The 19,811-nt window shown below is 66.9% G+C and carries 23 protein-coding genes and 1 pseudogene; 3 read left to right on the plus strand and 21 right to left on the minus strand.

Translation table 11 applies throughout. From position 1 onward, the window contains the following. Positions 1–41 precede the first annotated feature (41 nt). From ACP15P_RS07430 to ACP15P_RS07525, 20 genes and pseudogenes are all read right to left on the minus strand, one after another. Positions 42–257 (minus strand): DUF7220 family protein, encoded by a 216-nt coding sequence (locus tag ACP15P_RS07430; protein WP_160786229.1) that lies wholly within the window; start codon positions 255–257, stop codon positions 42–44. Then, positions 254–736, minus strand: a complete 483-nt coding sequence (locus ACP15P_RS07435; protein WP_424928130.1) for a hypothetical protein — start codon at positions 734–736, stop codon at positions 254–256. Before ACP15P_RS07435 ends, ACP15P_RS07430 begins: the two co-directional genes overlap by 4 nt. A 202-nt stretch (positions 737–938) precedes the next feature. After that, positions 939–1,526, minus strand: a pseudogene (locus ACP15P_RS07440) (DNA cytosine methyltransferase); the annotation flags it as partial. Continuing rightward, positions 1,450–2,826, minus strand: coding sequence for a site-specific DNA-methyltransferase (locus tag ACP15P_RS07445; protein ID WP_160786227.1), 1,377 nt, complete (start codon positions 2,824–2,826; stop codon positions 1,450–1,452). The pseudogene ACP15P_RS07440 and the gene ACP15P_RS07445, both read right to left, overlap by 77 nt. Before the next feature lie 416 nt (positions 2,827–3,242). Next, complete coding sequence (locus tag ACP15P_RS07450) at positions 3,243–3,623, minus strand: DUF6362 family protein (protein WP_160786226.1); 381 nt, start codon at positions 3,621–3,623, stop codon at positions 3,243–3,245. Then, positions 3,616–3,816 carry a hypothetical protein gene (locus ACP15P_RS07455; protein WP_028720215.1) on the minus strand — a complete coding sequence of 67 codons (201 nt, stop codon included), beginning with the start codon at positions 3,814–3,816 and terminating at the stop codon, positions 3,616–3,618. Before ACP15P_RS07455 ends, ACP15P_RS07450 begins: the two co-directional genes overlap by 8 nt. After that, complete coding sequence (locus ACP15P_RS07460) at positions 3,813–4,352, minus strand: hypothetical protein (protein ID WP_229341962.1); 540 nt, start codon at positions 4,350–4,352, stop codon at positions 3,813–3,815. The genes ACP15P_RS07455 and ACP15P_RS07460 overlap by 4 nt, the downstream gene beginning before the upstream one ends. A gap of 340 nt (positions 4,353–4,692) precedes the next feature. Next, entirely contained in the window at positions 4,693–7,011 is a 2,319-nt protein-coding gene (locus tag ACP15P_RS07465; RefSeq protein ID WP_424927853.1) for an AAA family ATPase, read from the minus strand. Beyond that, on the minus strand, positions 7,008–7,775 hold the full coding sequence (locus tag ACP15P_RS07470) for a PD-(D/E)XK nuclease family protein (protein ID WP_160786224.1): 768 nt from the start codon (positions 7,773–7,775) through the stop codon (positions 7,008–7,010). The genes ACP15P_RS07465 and ACP15P_RS07470 overlap by 4 nt, the downstream gene beginning before the upstream one ends. Next, positions 7,762–8,163 (minus strand): hypothetical protein, encoded by a 402-nt coding sequence (locus ACP15P_RS07475; protein WP_139206505.1) that lies wholly within the window; start codon positions 8,161–8,163, stop codon positions 7,762–7,764. Before ACP15P_RS07475 ends, ACP15P_RS07470 begins: the two co-directional genes overlap by 14 nt. Then, positions 8,160–8,366 (minus strand): DUF6511 domain-containing protein, encoded by a 207-nt coding sequence (locus ACP15P_RS07480; RefSeq protein ID WP_045683641.1) that lies wholly within the window; start codon positions 8,364–8,366, stop codon positions 8,160–8,162. Before ACP15P_RS07480 ends, ACP15P_RS07475 begins: the two co-directional genes overlap by 4 nt. Continuing rightward, positions 8,359–8,577, minus strand: coding sequence for a hypothetical protein (locus ACP15P_RS07485; protein WP_424927854.1), 219 nt, complete (start codon positions 8,575–8,577; stop codon positions 8,359–8,361). Before ACP15P_RS07485 ends, ACP15P_RS07480 begins: the two co-directional genes overlap by 8 nt. Then, entirely contained in the window at positions 8,574–10,262 is a 1,689-nt protein-coding gene (locus ACP15P_RS07490) for a DEAD/DEAH box helicase (protein ID WP_160786223.1), read from the minus strand. The genes ACP15P_RS07485 and ACP15P_RS07490 overlap by 4 nt, the downstream gene beginning before the upstream one ends. A gap of 14 nt (positions 10,263–10,276) precedes the next feature. Then, a complete protein-coding gene (locus tag ACP15P_RS07495) occupies positions 10,277–10,900 on the minus strand; it encodes a hypothetical protein (protein WP_160786222.1) in 624 nt (207 codons plus the stop codon). A 101-nt stretch (positions 10,901–11,001) separates the two neighbouring features. Beyond that, the gene (locus ACP15P_RS07500) at positions 11,002–11,877 is read right to left on the minus strand and encodes an ATP-binding protein (protein WP_160786221.1); all 876 of its coding nucleotides are present in this window, start codon (positions 11,875–11,877) and stop codon (positions 11,002–11,004) included. After that, positions 11,877–12,173 carry a hypothetical protein gene (locus ACP15P_RS07505; protein WP_160786220.1) on the minus strand — a complete coding sequence of 99 codons (297 nt, stop codon included), beginning with the start codon at positions 12,171–12,173 and terminating at the stop codon, positions 11,877–11,879. Before ACP15P_RS07505 ends, ACP15P_RS07500 begins: the two co-directional genes overlap by 1 nt. Before the next feature lie 38 nt (positions 12,174–12,211). Continuing rightward, positions 12,212–12,406, minus strand: coding sequence for a hypothetical protein (locus ACP15P_RS07510; protein WP_018303655.1), 195 nt, complete (start codon positions 12,404–12,406; stop codon positions 12,212–12,214). 84 nt (positions 12,407–12,490) lie between these two features. Then, a complete protein-coding gene (locus tag ACP15P_RS07515) occupies positions 12,491–13,213 on the minus strand; it encodes an RNA polymerase sigma factor (RefSeq protein WP_160786219.1) in 723 nt (240 codons plus the stop codon). A gap of 99 nt (positions 13,214–13,312) precedes the next feature. Further along, positions 13,313–13,558: a hypothetical protein gene (locus tag ACP15P_RS07520; RefSeq protein WP_036732858.1), complete on the minus strand. Its 246-nt coding sequence runs from the start codon at positions 13,556–13,558 to the stop codon at positions 13,313–13,315. Positions 13,559–13,651: 93 nt separating this feature from the next. Continuing rightward, positions 13,652–15,859 (minus strand): hypothetical protein, encoded by a 2,208-nt coding sequence (locus tag ACP15P_RS07525; protein WP_160786218.1) that lies wholly within the window; start codon positions 15,857–15,859, stop codon positions 13,652–13,654. 595 nt (positions 15,860–16,454) lie between these two features. On the opposite strand from ACP15P_RS07525, the gene ACP15P_RS07530 reads away from it, so the two are divergent. From ACP15P_RS07530 to ACP15P_RS07540, 3 genes are read left to right on the plus strand one after another with little or no spacing between them, the layout of a single operon-like run. Next, complete coding sequence (locus ACP15P_RS07530; protein ID WP_036732847.1) at positions 16,455–16,910, plus strand: DUF2924 domain-containing protein; 456 nt, start codon at positions 16,455–16,457, stop codon at positions 16,908–16,910. Further along, entirely contained in the window at positions 16,910–18,235 is a 1,326-nt protein-coding gene (locus tag ACP15P_RS07535) for a recombinase family protein (RefSeq protein ID WP_160786217.1), read from the plus strand. The genes ACP15P_RS07530 and ACP15P_RS07535 overlap by 1 nt, the downstream gene beginning before the upstream one ends. Then, complete coding sequence (locus tag ACP15P_RS07540) at positions 18,232–18,615, plus strand: hypothetical protein (RefSeq protein WP_160786216.1); 384 nt, start codon at positions 18,232–18,234, stop codon at positions 18,613–18,615. Before ACP15P_RS07535 ends, ACP15P_RS07540 begins: the two co-directional genes overlap by 4 nt. Before the next feature lie 3 nt (positions 18,616–18,618). Here ACP15P_RS07540 and ACP15P_RS07545 read toward each other — a convergent pair whose 3' ends face one another. Then, the gene (locus tag ACP15P_RS07545; protein WP_160786215.1) at positions 18,619–19,455 is read right to left on the minus strand and encodes a protein NO VEIN domain-containing protein; all 837 of its coding nucleotides are present in this window, start codon (positions 19,453–19,455) and stop codon (positions 18,619–18,621) included. Positions 19,456–19,811: the final 356 nt, after the last annotated feature.

Consider the following 19,811-nt stretch of genomic DNA (forward strand, 5'->3'; position numbering starts at 1 on the left):
CCAATGCTACCAGCGGGATAGCCGATCCGCCAGCAGCCGCATCAGGCCCGCCGCAGCCGTTCGAACAGTCGCCGCAGGACGTAGGACCGCGCGATGCTCACCACCGTGAACACCGCGCCCATCTTCAGGTTCTGCGCCAGAGTCGTGTGCAGCCCGAAGACCGGGAAGATCAGGATCTGCGTCACGACCGCGACGCCGTAGCCGACGATCACGTTGGCGACGGACTCGACCAGCGACATGAGGCGGGTCTGCTTCATGTCGCCGCCTCATCCATCGGCCAGCAATTCAGCCGCGAGAGTTCGCAGCGCATGCGCTGCAACCAGCGGGACCACGCCGTTGCCACAGAGGCGAAGCCGGTCCACCCGGTGGGCCAGCCCATCAGCGCCTCGACGAACAGCGGGTTCAAGGTCCGGCGCGGCTCGCAGGTATCGCTCCCAGGCAGCGGCGTCACCAGGACCTGGCGGCCAAGCAGGCCGTTCACCGGGGTGTTCGCGAGGCTCGTCGCCCCGTCCTTGTGATCGCGCGCCGTCGGCGTCATCCACATCCCGGCTGCATGGGTCAGGTCTGCTGTCCGCCGGTTGCCCGCGCTCGGCTTGCATCCGTCGTTCGCCATCGGCGTCGGCCAGTCCCGCGCCATCCGGTCCAGACCCTTCTCGTCGCGCCTGTCGCCACCCCGGTTGCGGAAGCTGTCGATCTGCGGCGTCGGCCACATCGCGGCTATCGTCGCGAGGTTCATGCCGTGCTGGACCGCAGCCTGCGATGGCGTCGGTTTCGTTTGCCGGTTCTCGTTGGCGCTGGCCCTCGGCGTCGGCCAGAGCCGCAGCAGTTCCGTCCGGTTCCCTCCACTCGACCGGGTACCAGAGCAGGCGCGCGGGGTCGGCCAGCTCGTCCCCCTCGCGGATGGCGAGGATGAACAGCCGCTCCCGCTTGTGGGGCGCGCCGACTTCCGCCGCCGTAAAGAGGCCTGCCGCAAGGCGGTAGCCCATGCCGACCAGTCCTGCGGCGACTTCGGGGAAGCCGAGGCGGAGATGATGGGCGACGTTCTCGAGGAAGACGAAGGGCGGCCGGACCTCGCCGATGACGCGGGCGACATGCGGCCAGAGGTGCCGCGGATCGTCCGCGCCCCGGCGCTTGCCCGCGACCGAGAACGGCTGGCACGGATAGCCCGCAGTGACGATGTCCACCGCGCCGCGCCACGGGCGGCCGTCGAAGGTTCCAACGTCGTCCCAGACAGGCGCTCGATCCAGGGACGCGTCCTCCATCCGCGCCACGAGAGTGGCTGCGGCGTAGGTTTCCCGTTCGACATGGCCCACAGCACGATATCCGGGGATGGCGATGGCGAGCCCGAGGTCGAGACCGCCCGCGCCGGAGCAGATGGAGAGGCCGAAGAGGCATGCGTCTCCGGCTCCGAAAGCGCGTCCGGAGGAAGGTAAAGCCAGGTCATGCATGTCACGCGGCGGTCTTGCGCTTTCGCGCGGGTTCGGGGGCGGCGTCCGTAGCCGGGGGATCGGCGGGGGCTTCGGCATCGTCGCCCAGCCGCTCGGTCCTCACCTGCGCGAAGGTCCGACCGTCACCGTCGAGGATCGCGTCGCGGCCGGTCTCGGCCTGCCAGCGTTCGACGGCAACGTCGACATAGGCCGGGCTGATCTCCATCGCGAAGACCCGGCGGCCATTCGCTTGGCCCGCCATGATCTGCGAACCCGAGCCCGAAAAGGGCTCGTAGCAGAGGCCGCCCCGCGCCACATGCTGGCGCATCGGGATCCCGAACGCGTCCAGTGGTTTCGGGGTCGGGTGATCGGGGCGCTCGTCCTTGGCGAAAGACGGCATCTCCCAGGTCGATGGCAGCGTCTGCTCTGCCACCTTCGGCGGGCGGTTCGGGCGGCGCCAGCCCATGAAGCAGGGCTCGTGTTTCCAGAGGTAATGGGAGCGGGTCAGAACCCCGCGGTCCTTCACCCAGATGATCTGCTGATGGACGAAGGCACCCGCCTTCTCCCAGCAGGCCTCGAGCATCGCCTGGCGGCGGGAGGCGTGCCAGCAGTACCAGGCCGCGTCCTCGGTGATCGCCTCGGCGACGGCGGCGGCGATAAACCCGTCGTAGAGTTCCGCGCCCTGAGAGCTGTCGTCCCAGGTCGTGCCATAGGAGGCGGACCAATCCTTGTTGCGGGTCGGATGGTTCGAGCCGTCATAGTCGACGAGATACGGCGGATCGGTCGCGAACAGCACGGCGCGCTCGCCGTTCATCAGGCGGCGCACGTCGTCATGGTTCGTGCTGTCCCCGCAAAGCAACCGGTGGTCACCAAGGATCCAGAGGTCGCCCGTGCGCGAGGCCGGATTGCGCGGCGGTTCGGGGATGGTCACCGGCGGCACGGAGCCCCCGGCGCCACCTTCTTCACCGTCCCCCTCCGGCACGAAGGCCAGCAGCTTGTCCAACTCGCCATCCGAGAAGCCGACCAGCGACAGGTCGAAATCCTCGGCCAAGAGGTCGTTCAGTTCCGCCGAAAGCAGCGCCTCGTCCCAGGTGCCTAGTTCGGTCAGCTTGTTGTCCGCGATGCGGTACGCCCGCCGCTGCGCCTCGGTCAGATGCCCGAGTACGATCACCGGCGCTTCGGTCAGCCCCAACTGCGTAGCGGCCAGCACGCGCCCGTGCCCCGCGATCAGTTCCCCGTCCTCGCCCACGAGGCACGGCACGGTCCAGCCGAACTCGGCCATGCTGGCGGCGATCTTCGCGACCTGGTCCGCGCCATGCGCTTTCGCGTTCTTCGCGTAGGGCTGGAGGCGCGACAGCGGCCACGTCTCGATCGCATCCGGGGCGAAGCTCAGCGTCATGGTGGGCAAGGTTCCTCGGTCGGGTGGATGCCGGTGACTTCCGGACTCCGGATGCCGGGCTGGACTCCAAGCGGGGTCCAGCGGCCACCAGCGGTGTCAGGTCGGAAGACCAGCGTTCATTGGTGTTTGCGCGGGGCGCGCGGGGCGCCGGCTTCCGGGTGGCTTCCCAAAAATCCGGCCCTGTCGCTGGCGATCTTCCGCGCTTCGCCCGCCAGCATACGAAAACGCCCAGGAAGGAACCGGAAACTGCCGTGGGCTGGACCCCGGCCGGACCCTTGCTGGATGCCGGGGTCCAGAAGGCCCCTGTCAACGCAAAAGGGAGAGCGAGCCTTCCAGCGCACTCTCCCCATCTTGCCTTCGGAATAGCACGATCATGTTGCAGATGTCGAAGGAAAAAGTGTTGCAACACATTGGAGTCACTGCGCATTCAGGCGCGCAGCGATCTTGGTCAGCGCCAACTGCCAACGCCGCCATGCGGTCGTGCGGTCGCACCCCAGTTCGCCGCTGATCTGCTTCCACGGCACGCGGGCGGCACGAGACCAGACCAGCTTGCGCTCCGCCTCCTCGATCCAGAGCACCCAGTCGAAGGTCTGCTCGAGCCGGGTGATCGCGGCGGCCGAGGGCCAGACCCGCATCGGCTGCGGCTCCATCGCCGCGATCTCGCGGCTGGTGCGCACAATGTCGGGCCAGGTGTTGAAGTAGCCCAGCGCCTTCACCGGCGGCAGCTTGCGCAGGGTACGGAACGCCTCCTCGAAATGATCGGCGACGCAGTCGGCGGTCCATTCCCGATCAGCCATGACGCGCCTCCCTGTCGGAAGGGCGCGGGCCATAGAGCTTCTCGCCGAGCTGGCGGACCAGTTCACGCTCGGGCCAGGTGAGGCGGTCGTCATCGGCGGAGACCGCGAGGACGCCCTGTTCCTGCCAGCCCTCGCGCTTGACCTGTTCGGGATCCCGGCGTCGGCCGCCGTAGCCATGGGGATGCCATCTCATGCGACACCTCCCTTCGTCTCGATCGCCCAGAGCAGGATGGCGATGGCGTCGGCCTCGTTGTCGTCGGCCGGGCTGAAGCCGCGGGCGCGGACGGCGGCGACCATGGCGGCCTTGTCGGCATTGCCCTTGCCAGCGGCATGGCGCTTTATCGTGCCGACCGGGACGCCCTCGTAGGGCACGCCGCGCAGCTCGGCCCATGCGGTCAGCGTGGCCATGAGCCCGCCGTAGATGTGGCTGGCGTCGGTGCCTGCGTGGCGGCGGACTTCCTCGAACCAGATCGCGGCGACTGGACCGGACAGCCGGTCGATCTCGGTCAGCCAGTTGGTGAAGCGCAGGTAGCGCATGCCGCCGCCGTCGAAGCGGCCCGGCCGCAGCGAGACGGTCCCGCTGGTGATCAGACCGTCGTGGCCGCGGATCGCCCAGCCGGTCGAGGTGCCGAGGTCGAGCGCGAGGATGCAGCGGTTGCGGGGTGTGTCGAGCGGCAGCGATTCAAACCTTGCGCCGTCGCAATTCGGGATCAGAGTCGGCTGAGCCATGATGGGTCTCCTTTGCCGGTGGCCTGTGGTGGTGGAAGACGACGGCGGTCTGGTGCTTGGCGGTACGGGGCCGCCGTCGTCGGATCGGGAAGCACAACAGACCGTCACGGCGGCGCGCGCGGCTGGCCCGGACGTATGGGAGGAGTGGCCAACCCTGTTGGGTGGCCCTCCCATACGTAGTATGGGGGTTTGACACCTAACTGTTCCGGGGAGGACAAGTGGCTGAAATCATTGCGGAATAAGACTTCACGAAGTCTTCGGGCATGAGTCAGGGACCTAACTCTTATTTGCCCGTAACCCGTTGATTTCATTGAGTGCACAGTTGGCGCTGTCATATGAGTCAGGCCTCACTCATATGAGTGAGGTCGTCTTCGAGCCCCTCCGGGTAGACCCAGACGGCGGGGTTTTCGACCTGCAAGCAGAGCCCGGATTGGGGGCATTTGAAGTGGCTGGGCAGGACCGGACGGGCGGTTGTGGTGACCTCGCCGGTGTCCGGATCGACCTCCTCGACGGGCGCGCCGAACTGCATACCCTCGACGCAGAGGTAGCCGAACCGCGACCGGGTGACGGGGAAGCCGAACCCCGAGGGGTCGCGCAGGAACTTCACGAAGCCCTTGGTCGACAGCACGCTGAGGCGCTCGCGGATGGTATGCTTGCTGCCCAGACCGCCCCGGTTCTCGAAGGTCTCGGCGAACTGCATGGCGGTGTAGAGGCGCTCGCTTGCCGCCTCATCAAGCAACATGCCGAGGATGACATCATGCTTGCGCAGCCGCTCGGCATCGAGTTTGGCGCCGACCTCCTTGCGCACCAGGCGCTCGTTCAACGGGTTCAGTTCGACCCACTCGCCCTTCACCTTGTCGATGAGCTTGCCTGGCAGCGCGGGGCCGTTGCGCAGCTCGATCTCCAGCTTGCGGACGCTGCTGTCCTCGTCTGGCCGGTGCATGAGCAGCCCCGAGGTATAGAAGCCGCGCAGCGCGCTGGCGCCGGAGAGCGCGAGGAAGGGATCGTCCTTGACCTGGTGCTTGGTGGCCTTGCGCGTGTGGTGAGCGAGGATGACGCCCGCATCCGGATTGACCGCCTCGCGCAGGAGCTCCACCCGGTCCTTCAGGAAGAACATCATGGCGGTGTTGTCGTTCTCGCCGCCCCCCTCGGGGCCGCCGTCGAAGAGATTGCGGATCGGGTCGATGACGATGATGTCGGGCGGCGCGTCGGGGAATGCGGCCCTGATCGCCTCGGCCACGCGGGCGATGCCCTCCGCGTCGAGCAGCAGCTTCAGTTTCGGGGTGGCGATGAAGGTGTCGCGCGCGGCGGCGATCACGGCGGCGGGCAGCGCGATCTGCTGCATGCGTTCGCGCAGGTAGTGATACTGGATCTCGGCCTGCAGGTAGAAAACGCGCAGCGGCCGGGGTGGCGTGAAGCCGAGGAACGGCACGCCAGCCGCCATGTGCACGAGCCATGAGATCAGGAAGTCGCTCTTGCCGACCTTCGGCGCGCCCCCCATCACCAGGAGCCCGCCCGGGGTCAGCACCCGGGGGCCGATGATGTCCTCGGGCATCGGGCTCGTGTCGTCGAGGAGCGCGCCAAGGCTGAAGGTCGGCAGCGGGCTGGCCGGGGCACCGACATGGGCCGCGCGCAGGAGCGGCGGGCCGTTGCGCTTCACATGCAGCTCCCAGAGGCGTTCGGACTCGACCATCAGCCGATCGAGCGGCCAGGACGGGCGCAGCATGGCGGCGTTGTAGCCGCAGATCGCCTCCCAGCCCGCGAACGGGTCGAGGCGGCCCTCGTGCACCAGGCGCACGTAGTGGCCGATGGCGGCGCTGGCTCCCTGGAACCGGGACCAGTCGTCGACCGCGCCTTCGCGCACCGGCGTGGTGAGCACCGCGTCGATGCCGGGCTTGGCCGGCGCGGCAACGTCGCTGGCGAAGCCTACGCCTGGCAGCGGCGGCATCTCGGCGACCTTTTCGGCGAAATCGGCAAGATCCACCTCGACGTCACGACTTTCGCGGATCTGCACGAGGCGTTGATGGCCGTGCTTGTGATAGACGGTGCCTGGCACCCGGATCGGCTGGTGCGCCGAGCGGAAATGCGTGTCGCCGCCGACCTTCACCGCGATTTCGCCGCGCAGGCGGCAGAGGGTGGCCAGGTCGTCGCCCTCGGCGGGCTCGGTCAGTTTCCACCAGACATGGAGCTTCGCCGCACCCTCGGGCGTCCGCCCACCGCTCTCGATGATCAGCGTGGGCGTGCCGAGGTGGCGGGTGACATGGTCCAGCTTGGCCGGGATGTCGCCTGCGTCGAGATCGACGACGATGGCCTGCATCTGCAGCACATCGGCGGCGCGGGCCTGACCCTGTTCGGCCACCGTGCCGGGGATGACATAGACGGCCGCGCCCTCGCGGTTCGCCCACGCGGCGAAGGTCGCGAGCTTGCCGGGTGCGGTGTCGTCGGCGGGGATCCAGATGTTGTGCGGCTTGCCGTCCCGGCCCTGACCCTTGTCGACGAAGCCGCGGAGCGGGATCAGCCCCTCGCACCAGCTGAACACCGTGTCAAGGAAGATGGCGACCTGGTCGGAGTCGGGATCGCAGCCGAAGGGGTTCTCGGACGGTGGCCCGTCGTTGAAGTCCATCCACGGGTTGAAGTGCAGGATGCCGTCGTCGCTCATGCGGGAAGCCTCCAGCAGCGCTCGGACCACGGGCAGAAGCGGCATTCGAAGTAGTCGGGCGTGGTGGCGACGCGCGGAAGCAACTCGCCCGCATCGGTCGCCTGCAGGATCCGCACGCCCCGGTCGGACATGCGCTGCGCGAGATCGGCGTCGAAAGGCACCAGCTCATGGTGCATCTCGGCCGTGTCCTTGTTGATCGCGGTAAACACGGCAGGCGCGGCGCTGATGCCGGGCACGCTGGTTTCCATGTAGGCCTGATAGACCGCGATCTGGGCGGCGTAGACCGGCTTCGACTTCGTGACGCCGTCCTTCACGCAGGCGCGCCAGTTCTTGGCGTTCATCGTCTTGCATTCCCAGAGCGCGGGAACGGCGAGCCCGAAGCCCTCAGGGCCCGCGGCGACGATGCCATCGACATGGCCCCGGATGCGCCCGCCCGCGACCGAAAAGCCGAACTGGCCGCCATCGGGCCGGTTGCCCTTCCGGGTGTAGAGATCAAACCCCGCGCCGCGCAGCCAGGCGACGGCCAGATCCTCGAGCGCATGGCCGATGGCGAAGATGCGCAGCGACTGGCCGCTGAAGTCCTGGCCCTCGTCCTTCGGCGTCGCCGTGAACTCGAACTGCAAGGCGCGCTCGCAGGCATGGCCGAGGCGCGAGCCGCCGAGGTAGTCGCGGGGCGGCCGCATGGCCTGATCGGCGGTGAGCGCCTGATCGATGGCGGCGTTGACCCGGTCAGCGAAGCTGGGGCGGCGGTTATAGTCCAGCATGCTGTCCTCCCTCGTAGCTGCGGTGGGCGAGCCCGTGGCAGGTCGAGCAGAGCCATTCGACCGAGAGCGGCGCGTCATAGTCGTGGTGATGCGCTTCGAGGTCGGTCACGCAGCCACATCGCTGACACCAGACCGGCACGACGATCCGACAAGCCTTGACGGCACGCCTGACGATGCTGTGGGCCCGATATTTCTCGGCGTGGCGCAGGCGATAGCGACGCTGCGCCTCCCGATGCTTCTCGGGATTGCGGAAGTTCTGCGCATAGGCACGCTGGTATTCCCGGCGGCAATCCCGGCACCAGGTCTGCCGACCATCGGGACTGAGCCGGCGGCGTCCGAACTCGCAGACGTCCTTCTTGACGCCGCATTTCGTGCAGAGCTTGGTCAAAACGGCACCTCCGGTGTCTGCGCCCGGGCGATGTCGGACATGGCCTCGCGGAAGCCCTCGACGGCCTCCTCGATCAGTGCGCGCACCTGCGCCTCGGTCAGATCCGCAAGCGGAGTGGCCCAGCCGATCTCGTCCATCAGCAGCGCCACGCGCTTCATGGTGGCGGTGATCGCGGCGCGCTCTTCCTCGGTCAGGTCAACCATGGCGAAACGCTCCCTGGCCAAGTGCGTCCAGAAGGACTGGCAGGGCATCGAGCAGAACCAGACCGATGGCCGGGGCCGCCTCATTCGGTGCGGATCGAACCAGCCAAAGCCACGGGTGGGTTGCCGGCAGACAGCACAGAGCGTTCCACGCGGATGCCACAGCCGCCGCCGGTCCTCGGCCGTGATGGGGGTGATGGAGGACATGGGTCATGCCGCCCTCCGTTCGGGCGAGGCCGCCGTGTCGATCAGCTGGCGGATGGCGCGCTTGTTGAAGCCGAAGGTCATCAGCGCGGAGGCGCGGTAGCGCGTCAGGCCGAAGTCATGGCGGCACTCGGGCGGCAGGTATTGCAGCTGCTTCTCGGTCGGCGGCTGGCGCAGCCAGGACCGGGTCTTGAAGGCGCTCTCGTCGGTCTCATGAGTGTTCAGCCAGTCGTCGGCCTGCGCGAGGCAGACGGTGCGCTCACCGACACCCAACAGGTGGGGGCGCTCGCCCTTCGCCCCGCCGATGGCGTACCAGACCCCGCCCAGCCAGAAGATGCCGCCCCAGGCTGCGAAGCCCGTGGCCATCAGCGCGTCGTCCGTGCCGTAAAGGTCGACCCACGCGAAGCTGGACCGCTTCAGCAGGTCGATCTCCGTCATCATGAAGCCCGAGAGCGGCGCGGCGTCCCCGCCTTCGCCCGCATCCAGATCCTCGCGGGGGAACGCCTCACCGCAGAGCGGGCATTCTGTGGCAGCCAGCGGGATCTCCGCCTCGCAGGCAGGACAGGTCTTTGTCGGCGCCTCGCCGGTTTCGGTCTTGCCGTCGAGATCGACATCCTGTTCCAGCGTGCCGTGGATCAGGCTCGAGGTGCCGAAATCCAGCACGACGCAGTCGGTCTTGACGACGCCGGGGTGTTCCTCGGGATCGACGGTGCGCAGCCCGCGCCCGACCATCTGGATCATGGTGGACTTGTAGGAACTGGGCCGCAGCAGCACGACGCAGGAGGTGGGCGGATGGTCCCAGCCCTCGGTCAGCACCGCCACGTTGACCACGACGCGGATGTCCCCCGTGGCGTAGTCGGCGAGGATCGCCTTGCGGGTCTCGGCCGCCAGGTCGCCATGGATCAGCGCGGCGGAAACGCCAGCTGCCCTGAACGCCTCAGTGACGTGTTCGGCGTGCGCGACGGTGGAGCAGAACACCACGGTCTGCCGGTCGCCTGCCTTCTCCTTCCAGTGGCGGATCACCTCGTCGGTGACGGGGGCGCGGTCCATGATGCCCGCCACCTCCGCCATGTCGAAATCCGACATCGTCTTGCGGACCGAGCGGAGCTCGTCCTGCACACCCACGTCGATGACGAAGGTGCGCGGCGGCACCAGGTGGCCCGAGGCGATCAGTTCGCCCAGCCGGACCTGGTCGGCGACATTGTCGAAGACCTCGCGCAGGCCCTTCCTGTCGCCACGGTTCGGCGTCGCCGTGACCCCGAAGATCCGGGCGTCGGGATTGGCCTCGCGCACCCGGTCGATGATGCGGCGATAGCTGTCGGCGACCGCATGGTGCGCCTCATCCACGACCAGCAGGTCGAGGCGCGGCATGTCCGCGAGGTTCGAGGCCCGCGCCAGCGTCGGCACCATGGCGAAGGCGACCTGGCCACCCCAGGACTTCTCCGTGGCGTCGATGACCGATGTGGCGACGCCTGGCACCACGCGCTGGAACTTGGCGCGGTTCTGCGCGGTCAGTTCGTCGCGATGGGCCAGCACGCAGGCCTTGGCGCCGTCGCCGATCATCTCGCCGGTGACCGCCGAGAGCATGATGGTCTTGCCAGCACCCGTGGGCGCCACGCCCAGCGTGTTGCCGCGGGAGGCGAGCGCAGCCACGCTGCGCTCGACGAAGGTCTTCTGGCGGGGGCGCAGGCGCATGGCCGGTCTCCCCCTTACTGCGCCCAGCTCGGCCGACCGGCGGCGCTGGGGGCGGACGCGGGCTGGCTGGGCTGGGTGACCGTGGTGGGCTGCTGCGGGGCGTGGCCCTGCGCCGGGGCGGCGGCGAACTGCGGCGCGACCGTGCCCATCAGCGCGGCGTAGTCGCGATGGTCGGGCGTGACGGCAGCGCGGATCTCGTTCTTGTCCTCGCCGTTGGTGTCAGTGCCGATGTCGATGCGGGCGACGAACTCGACGCCGTCGAGATCGCCGAACCCGTTGATGCGACGGCGCGACTGCGCCTCCGGCGAGTTGTCCTTGTCGGACACGCCGCGCGCCGAGTTGAGGATGCCGCGGATCAGGCCGCGCCCCATGTTCGCCCAGTCAGGGCCCTTCGGGCTGTAGAGGCCGATCAGCGACCAGACCTTGCGCCGGGCATAGGGCCCCTCGAGCACCGTGTATTCGGCGTCGAGATAGACGGCCCCGGTGGCGGCGCGGCGCGCCCAGCCGCCGGTCCAGCCCTGCGAGGGGTCGTCGAAGCCGCCCGGGCGGAGCGTCAGGCGCACCTTGGCGAGCGTGCCCTTCGGGATGACGTTGGTGTTGGATTGGGCGGAGTTGAAGTCGTTCCAGGGTCCGGACATTGCGCGGCTCCTTTCAGTTGGAGGATGGGACGCGCAGCGGCGTCAGAGGAGAAAAGCCACCCCGGCGACCGGATCGGGACACGGGGCATGGCGAGATGCGCTCAGCCATGGTCAGGTGCCTGCGCGGGCGCGGGATCGGTGGGCGTCACCGGCGGCCAGGTCAGGCGTTCGGAGGCTGGCGCCGCGGGACGCTGGATCTTCTCCATCAGCCGGCCGAGATGCGGCGGCTCGACCCTGTCGAGGCGACCGGAGCGGTCCTTGGCCGGATAGCCCCAGGGGTTCAGCGTCTGGCAGACGAAGGCGCGCTGCGGCTGGCCGCCCGGGTCCGGGATGTCGGCCATGGTGATGACCTGGTCGACGATCCCGGGCAGTTCGAGCCCGGTCTTCGAGCCGTCGATCTGCGGCTGGAAGACCTTGCGATTGAAGTCGTCGAGCCGCTCGTCGAGGATGCCCACGAACCAGACATGCTTGCCGCGCGTGTGCTGCAGGTGGGTCAGCCAGCCGATCATCTCGCGGCCATGCAGACCGTAGGCGCCACGGATGTCGGGCTTGCCGGTCTTCTCGGAGAACGCCTCGGGCTGGCCGCGGCACCATTGGAAGCAGAGCCGCCCGGCCACGGTGATCGAGTCGATGAAGACGGTCTCGTACTTCCCGATCACCGCCGGATCGCCGTATCGGCCGCAGACCTCGTCGAAATGCGCCTGGCTGTAGGGCTGGTCCTCGCGCAGCGCCGGGTTCGGCCCGCCGATGAACACCGCGAAGTCGCGGCATTCCTTCCAGGTGCGGGGGCGGAGCGTGTCGATTTCCAGCCCCTCGACCGCCAGATCCCCGGCCTCGAGGTCGAGGAAGAGCGCGGTCGAGGCGTTCAGCGTCCAGAGCAGGCTGGTCTTGCCGATGCCGGACCGGCCGAAGATGACGCCCTTGATGCCCTTGCGTTGCGCGAGCCGTTCGTCGGCGCCGATGATGGGAAGGGCCATCACTGGCCCTCCTTCTTCATCACCGCCGTGGCGGCGCGGTCGGCGCCGATGCACCCCGCCTCGCGGGCGAGCTTGTAGAGGCGCTTCAGCGCGTCGGCGCGGCGGTAGGCGGCCGTGCTCTCACGCTCCGCTTCCACGATCGCGAAGGCGATCTCGTCCACGGTCGCCTCGACGACCGGCAGCGGCTCGCGCGGCTCGTCGCCGGCGCGCTGCGGGAGAGCGATGGTTTCGGGGAGGTCTTCGAGCGCGTAGCTCGCCGCGCGAAGACGGGTGATGTCGTCCGGCTGGTCCGGCATGGCGGTTCTCCGTGAGATGAGGTGATCGAGGAGGCGCATCACGCGGCCTCGCGGACGTCGGGCGCGGGCTCGGCGACGTAGATCGCCAGCAGCGGCGTCCCGTCGGCATGGGCGCCGGCGTCCTCGATCTGATAGTTGCGGTTGGGCTCGCAGACCTCGGTCAGTTCCCAGCGGCGATAGAGCCCCGGAAGACGCCTGAAATCCTCGAGCGACAGATCGGCAGTGCGGTTCATGCGTGTCTGCTTTCGGTTGGAGGGAAGGCGCTCGGGGCGCTCGAATGGGAAAAGCCACCGGCGGGACCGGATCGGGACATCGGTTCAGGGGATTTCCTGGAGGGCGCCGTGCAGCCGGCGCATGGCGCGCTGGTACCGCTTGCGGGCGGCCGCCTCGGTCAGCCCCAGTTCGACGGCGACCTCGGCCTGCGAGAAGCCCTCGATCGACACGCGGATCACCAGGAGGGCGTCGTCGCCGAGCAGCTTCCGCATGGCGCCGTTCAGCTTTGCGTACCCGGCCGCGCCGATCCCGCTTTCGCCGCTGTCCGCCACCTCGTCGGGGTCGGCGCCGCTGGCGAGATATTCGCGCGTCTGGTCGCGCTGGCGCATGCGGATCATGTCGCGCTCGACGTTGCGCAGCACCGTGGCCGCGATCCAGTTGACGCGACCGAGATCGAGGCCGCGGACAGCCTCGGTGGTGCGCGCCAGAACATCGGACGCGATCTCGTCGGCGGTGCCGAGCCTGCGCCAGAGCGACCGGCGGCGGATGGCGTCGAGGCCGGGCCAGAGCGCCAGCAACAGCAGCGTCAGGGCGCAGTTGAACGCGGGACCGTCGCCCTGCGCCGCCCTGACGAGCGCGGAGAGGATCCGGTTCTTCCGGTCCGGATCGCCGGGGGTGCGATGCAGACCGTCCAGCAGGGCCGCCGGATCACGGAACGCCGAAAGGGCGGCCTGTTCACGCCGGACGGCGTCGAAACTGCGCTGGAAGTGAAGGTTGGAGGATGAATGCATGAGGTGATCACGGATCTCGTGCCACGCGAAGGACATTGGACGCCTGCCTTGCGGCCAGGCGTCCGGCGCCTTCTCGTGGCCAGGTCAGGACGTCGCGCGTCTCTGCGATTTCAGGGGATTGGGTGAATGCGCGCGTCAGCGCGCGGGCGCGGTCGCGTTGTTCAGCGTGCCGCAGCCGCGGCAGGTGGCCTGAACCGGGAAGCCCACGAGATACTCGTGCCCCCGCGCGAAGCGCAGGTGCATGCGGCCGTCCCGGCAGACGCCGAGCAGCTTGTCACAGCGCGTGCAGCGCCATTCCGAGTTGTGGTTGGTGGGCTTGGTCTTCGCGGTGCCGGACCAGCTCGTCGGGGCTGCCTGGCGCGAGGGGAAGGGAGTCGGCATGGAAGTGCTCCTCTGATCGATGGAGCACTCCCATTGGCCTGAGGAATCGGAGCCCGTCAGACCCCCCAATCGGAGCCGGATCGGAGCCAGCTGTCAGATTGCGATCTCCCACGGCCCCTTGGCGCCAAGACTTCTCAGAAAGTTCGCCTTCAGCTTGTCCCACAGCGGCTGCTTGAAGATGTTCGACAGGGACTGGTCTTCAGCGATTCCCTTGACAAGATCCTTGGTCGACATCGGCGTCGGGCCGTTGTTGTGGGCATCGACCAGCCGCTGGATGATCTGGATGCGGTTTTCGCCCTTGATGTCGATGGTGCCTTTCCCTGGCACGAAGAGGGTCGCGATATCATCGCCGCTACGGGTGAGTCCGACCGTCATGCCTCCACGGGCCAATATCCGATGTCGCCGGAACACGGACCGGAGCTTGTCTGCGACCAACGCGATTTCGGCTTGCTTGGTGTCGATCTGATCAACAAGTGGCGTCAGAACATTGGCCGCCAGGCACGGTCCAGGAGCGGTGCCGGCCTGCAGAACCAGTCCAATACCGAGGTTGTGGCGCGCCCGAAGTTCCGTATCGACGGCAGACCGGACCCTCTCCCGGTCGAGACCACGCGCAAGGTAGATCGGAACATCGCCGCCATCGATACTGAGCGTTCCAAGGTAGAGGAGATGATCGGTCAGCTTCTCGATGGCGGGCGCATCGAGCGCCTTTTCGAGACTTTCCTTCAGGTGTTGCGCGACCCAGCCGTCACGCACCCGATAGATCCTGTAGCGATCCGGGTTGCCCGCAGACGTCGCCTGTCCCTCAGTGACCTTGAGGTCGGCCACCTTACGGTCTTCTTCCTCCGCATCTCCCTTCTCGATACGAACGACCACTTCGGCTGCCACCGGGCCGACCTCGTCTTCATCGTCGATCAGGTCGTCGCCTTCCCAGCCGGCCGGCACGAGGAAGCCCAGATCGTTCAGCAGGCCAGGATCGACACCGCGAGATTGGAGCCATGCGCCGGTGACCCTGTCAGCTCCGATATCCCATATGGCCAGCAAGGCGGGCATGACAGCCATGCTCTCCTCATCGCCCGGTGCACGGCCATCACGGAGGATGTTCCAGTGTCTGAGCAAGCGATGCCCCAGAACGCGCTCGAAAGGGTCGTCGATGCTGAGAAGGCTGCTCGTGTTGCGGTCGGTGAGCGTGAAGTTGAGGGTTTGCGCCTCATCTCGTCCCGCGCGGAAATACCGGACCGCAATCTCGACGAAGCGGATTGCGAGCGCCCGCTCGAAGATCCTCGGAAGGCCCGGATGGCTGTCGATGATCTCTGAGATGTCCTGGTCGATCGTGGTGGAAAGCGAGAGGCGGTTGGCGAGATTGCCGATGCTGATGTCAGCGCGGATCACCTGCGCGCGGTCGATCACCACGTCGTCAAGTTCCGGCGGTTCAAGATCGAGCCCCTGCAGGAACTGCGAAATGTCGTAGGCCTGAAAGTCGACGGGCTGGTTGGAGTAAGTCTGCTCGAGGGCAGTCTCGATGAAGCGTTCGGCAACTGTGTGCCTGAGCTTTCGGTTGCCTGCGCGGACATGGACCCGCCCAGTCGATGGCGTATAGACGATCATCGCCTCTCCAGGCGGGCGGAAATAGATGCTCGACCGATTGCCATCGTCATCGATCTCCCGAACGCTCGTGGGGGGATCGGGATGGAACAGCAGGTACATCTCCGCCGCCGGTTCATCGCCGTCCTCGGGGATGTCGAACTTGTCGATGCTGTAGCCGTCGCCGCGATCGAGACGCTTGTTGAGGTCGACCAGAAGCTCGTCGAGCAATGCACTGCCGGCGTCGGGGCCCCCATCGACCGAAGGCTCGGCCATGAAGGTCTGGTAGTGCTTGTCGTAGCGCCGGTAGAGACGCAGGTGCAGGCTGTTCTCCGCCGCTTCAAACAAGCCGTGTTCGTTGGCGTAAGCCCACAGGCTTCGCGCGAGCTTGTCCCGCCGGTTCAGAAGTTCCTTGGCGCGCTCGGGTTCGAGCGTGGTCTTGGCGAGACCTTCGAGGACATACTCGCCACGGTCGCTTGCGATTGTGACGATCCGGGCAGCTTCAGCTTCGAGAGGCCCCAGCCGGTCCTTCTTTTCCTGGGGCAGCATATTTCTGGCAACCGACGGACCGTCCGGATTCTCGGGGTCGAACCTGTAGGGCCCAAGCCAGCTCAGCCTCTCGAAAGCCTTGCTCTTGAGGAATCCGGACAGCAGTTCCGGCTCTGCATCGTCGAATAGCCGAGAAAGATTGGGGCAAGTTCTGGCCGGGGCGCGTACCATATAAATCTCCGAAAATACTGAGCTGAACTATAGATCGCGACCGTAGTGCCTAGCTCGGGGCTCGACACCGCGACGTCGCCTCAGGGGGCCGAGTTGACTAACACCACCCTCCCGGGCCGAGAGAATCGTTAGGGCAAGATTCACGCGCGCGTCCTCGATCAGCGCCGAAATACGGGGACCGATCGGGCTTGCTTTGCACGGCATGAACTCACCTCATCGAACAACTGCTCTCGCTTGATTCAACTCCCGATGATCATGGACAAATCCGTGATCGGCAAGCCCTGATGTTCCCTTCCTGTTCGCATTCACTCATCTCGTTCAGCTGAGATGTCCCGTCGGGGGCGGCTGGGTGGCTTTTGATCGGTAACGACACCACCGAACACGGCTGCCGAGACATGAAACGCCCGAACCCGCTCCCTCCCGACCAGATGACCGCCTCCGAGCGCCGCGCCGAACTCTGCGGCCTGCTGGCGCTCGGGCTGGTTCGGCTGCTCGGGCAGGATGGACGCGAAGTATCTGACAATACTGGAGAACGTTGCCTACACTATCCCGACGACCAATGCCGTCATGCAACTCCAACTCACCGGAGAAACGCATGACGAAGCCCGATCCCATCCCCGCGCGCCTGGCCGCGCTGAAGTCCATGTCCGTCACCCAGTTGAAGGCGGAGTGGCAGACGATCTTTGCCACGGCGGCGCCAAACAATAGTCGGGCGTTCCTCGAGAGCCGGTTGGCCTACCGCATCCAGGAACTGACTTATGGCGGTCCTGATCGCGAAACCCGGCGCATGCTGGACCTGCTAGCCGACGAGGTCGGCGGCACCCTGACACGCAAGAGCCAGATCGCCGATCCTCGCAATCCCGTGGTCGGCACGAGGCTGATCCGAGAATGGAACGGGGTAGAGCACACGATCACGGTCTTGCGGGACGGATTCGAGTGGCAAGGGCGACCGTACAAATCCTTGTCCGCGATTGCGCGGGCGATCACCGGGACGCGCTGGAATGGCTACCGCTTCTTCGGGTTGCGCGAACGAAAGCGGGGGAATGATTGATGGATCAGCGTCCAAATCCCGTCCGCCGCCAGCGCTGCGCTATCTACACGCGCAAGTCGTCCGAGGAAGGGCTGGAGCAGGAGTTCAACAGCCTGCACGCCCAACGAGAGGCCTGCGAGGCCTACATCGCCAGCCAACGCTCCGAGGGCTGGGTGCTGGTCCGCGATCAGTATGACGACGGCGGCATCTCGGGCGGGACGCTGGAACGGCCCGGCCTCAAGCAGCTTCTGGCCGACATTGAGGACGGCCTGATCGATGTGGTGGTCGTCTACAAGATCGACCGCCTGTCGAGGTCGCTGATGGACTTCTCGAAGCTGGTCGAGGTCTTCGACCGCAACGGCGTGACTTTCGTGTCGGTCACGCAGTCCTTCAACACCACCACGTCCATGGGGCGCCTGACGCTGAATATCCTGCTCAGCTTCGCGCAGTTCGAGCGCGAGGTCACGGCCGAGCGCATCCGGGACAAGGTCCGCGCCTCCCGCATGAAGGGCATGTGGATGGGCGGCTATGTCCCGCTCGGGTACGATGTGAAGGACCGCAAGCTCGTGGTGAATGAAGACGAGGCTGCCACCGTGCGGGGCATCTTCGAGAGGTTCGTCGAGGTCGGATCAGCGACCGTGCTGGCCCGCGAACTGCGCCGCAAAGGGCTCCGCAACAAGCAGGGCACCTTGGTCGACAAGGGATACCTCTACAGGGTGCTGATGAACCGCGTCTATCGCGGCGAGGCGGTCCACAAGGGCAAGGCCTATCCCGGCGAGCATCAGGCCATCATCGACGAGCAGCTGTGGGATCAGGTCCATGCAATCTTGCGGCAGAATCCGCGAAAGCGCGCCAACAACACCCGCGCGCAGGCGCCAGCGCTGCTCAAGGGGCTGATCTTCACGGCCACGGGCTCCGCCATGACCCCGAGCAGCACGAAGAAGGGCGCGCGGCGATACCGGTACTACGTCTCGATGGACGTCATCAAAAACCGCGAACCCAGCGATGAAGGCATCCCGCGCCGTCTTCCTGCCGACCTCGTGGAAGCGGCCGTGGTGACCGAGTTGCGGCGGGTGATGCGCGCGCCCTCGATCACGGCGCAGGTCATCGCCCACTTGGCGCGCGAGGGTCACGTCTTCGCCGAGGCCGACGTGATCTCCGCGCTGCAGACGTTCGATGACGTCTGGGCCCAGCTGTTCCCTGCGGAGCAGACCCGGATCGTACAGTTGCTGGTGCGCCGGGTCACCGTCACGTCCGAGGGGCTGGTGATCGATGTCCGGACCGACGGCGTCTCGGGCGTCATGCGCGACATGATGGCGCCACGAAAGAAGGTGGCGGCGGAATGATGAAACCCGACGAGTCCATCCAGATCTTCGTGCCGCTCAAGGTTCGCAAGCAGAACGGGCGGCCGAAGATCATGCCGCCCGCCACCTATCTGCCCAGCGAAGACCGAACGCAGGATCCGCATATCCTGCGCGCCATTGGTCGGGCGTGGGGCTGGCGGCGGCGGATGGAGGCTGGCGAATTCAACACGGTCACCGATCTGGCGAAAGCCGTGGGGCTTGCCGAACGCCATGTCAGCCGACAGCTGCGGCTCGCCTATCTCGCGCCAGGTGTCCTCAAGCGACTGGTCTACAAGCGCGAGGTGCCCGCCGTGACCCTGTTGAAACTGACCGACGTCGCGGCCCTGCCATGGCACGAACAGCCGGGGCAGGTGTTCGACTGAGCCTCAGTGAAAGCTCGCCTGAAACGTCGTCGCGGACAGCGAGACATGCGCGTCCAGCGGCGGGTGCAGTTCGAATGCCTTCGGCTCGCGTGAGAAATTCCACAGCCGGAACAGGCGCCATTCCGACCGGCGCTCCTCGGCCACGGCCAGCTCGTTGCGGGTGATGTGGAAGGGCGTGCGCTCCCATCCGTTCGTCGTCTTGACCTCGATCAGCCGCGGGAACCCGTCCGGAGCGAAACTCGCAATGTCGTAGCCCGCGCCGTCGCCATCCTCCTCCGACACCCAGCGCACCTTGCGCGCCAGATCGTCACGTCCTGCCGTCCGCAATGCCGCGCGCTCATGCGCCAACAAATGCTCCTCGCCCGCGCGCCCGAGGGCCCGGTTGCGCTCGTCCCGGCCCGCCACGTCGAACTTGCGGGCGATGTGCAGCATCTGCTCAAGTTCTTGCGGCGGCGGCTGGTTCGACAGCGTCGGCGGCGGACCCACCCAGATCTGCGCCGCCTCGCGCAAACCGCCTGCGGGTTGCAGGCCAGGTTGGCGCCCGAGCCAGGCCGGGTTCAGCGCCAGCCACCGCGCCACGGCATCCACCAAGGTCATCTGGAAGTTGAACGCGGGCTTGTAACCGGGGATCCAGTCCTCGCCGAGCCCCTTCAGCACCGCGCTGATATTCTGGTGCTTGAACTCGACGGACCCCTCGGACCGGTCGTTCAGGAGCGGGAGGAGTGCGCGGCGGTGTTCAGCCTTGCTGTAGCGGCGCCCGGAGATGTCATCGGCCAGCATCGCGAAGTAATCCGCGACGATGAGGTCATTCTCTTCATCCGTCCAGGGCCCGTTCGACATTGCGCCAGGCTATGGGCGCGAAGTCTGTTTGTCATCAGAGACTTCCGGCAGGGATCTTGCTGCTGTCGCCGGCCCATGCACCAGCGCACCGGCCCGGTTGATCGGCCGCCACGGGGCCGTCCTTCTGACCGCCCTGCGCCTTCGTGTCGGTCTCCGTCACCGGATTATCTCGCGAACGGGGCGACCCCATGAACCCGGCAACCCATTGGAAATGCGAGGATGTTTTGCGCCGTCCTGTGGCCGTCGAGGGGCGCTCGAAGAGAGACGCAGGCCATTCGGAGACCCATTCTACGTCAAGCGCCCGGTCTCCGAAGGGCGGACGGCCCTGCCAACGCCCTTTGAAACAAAAAGAAAAA

The organism is Amaricoccus tamworthensis (assembly GCF_049800875.1).
Taxonomy (GTDB): domain Bacteria; phylum Pseudomonadota; class Alphaproteobacteria; order Rhodobacterales; family Rhodobacteraceae; genus Amaricoccus; species Amaricoccus tamworthensis.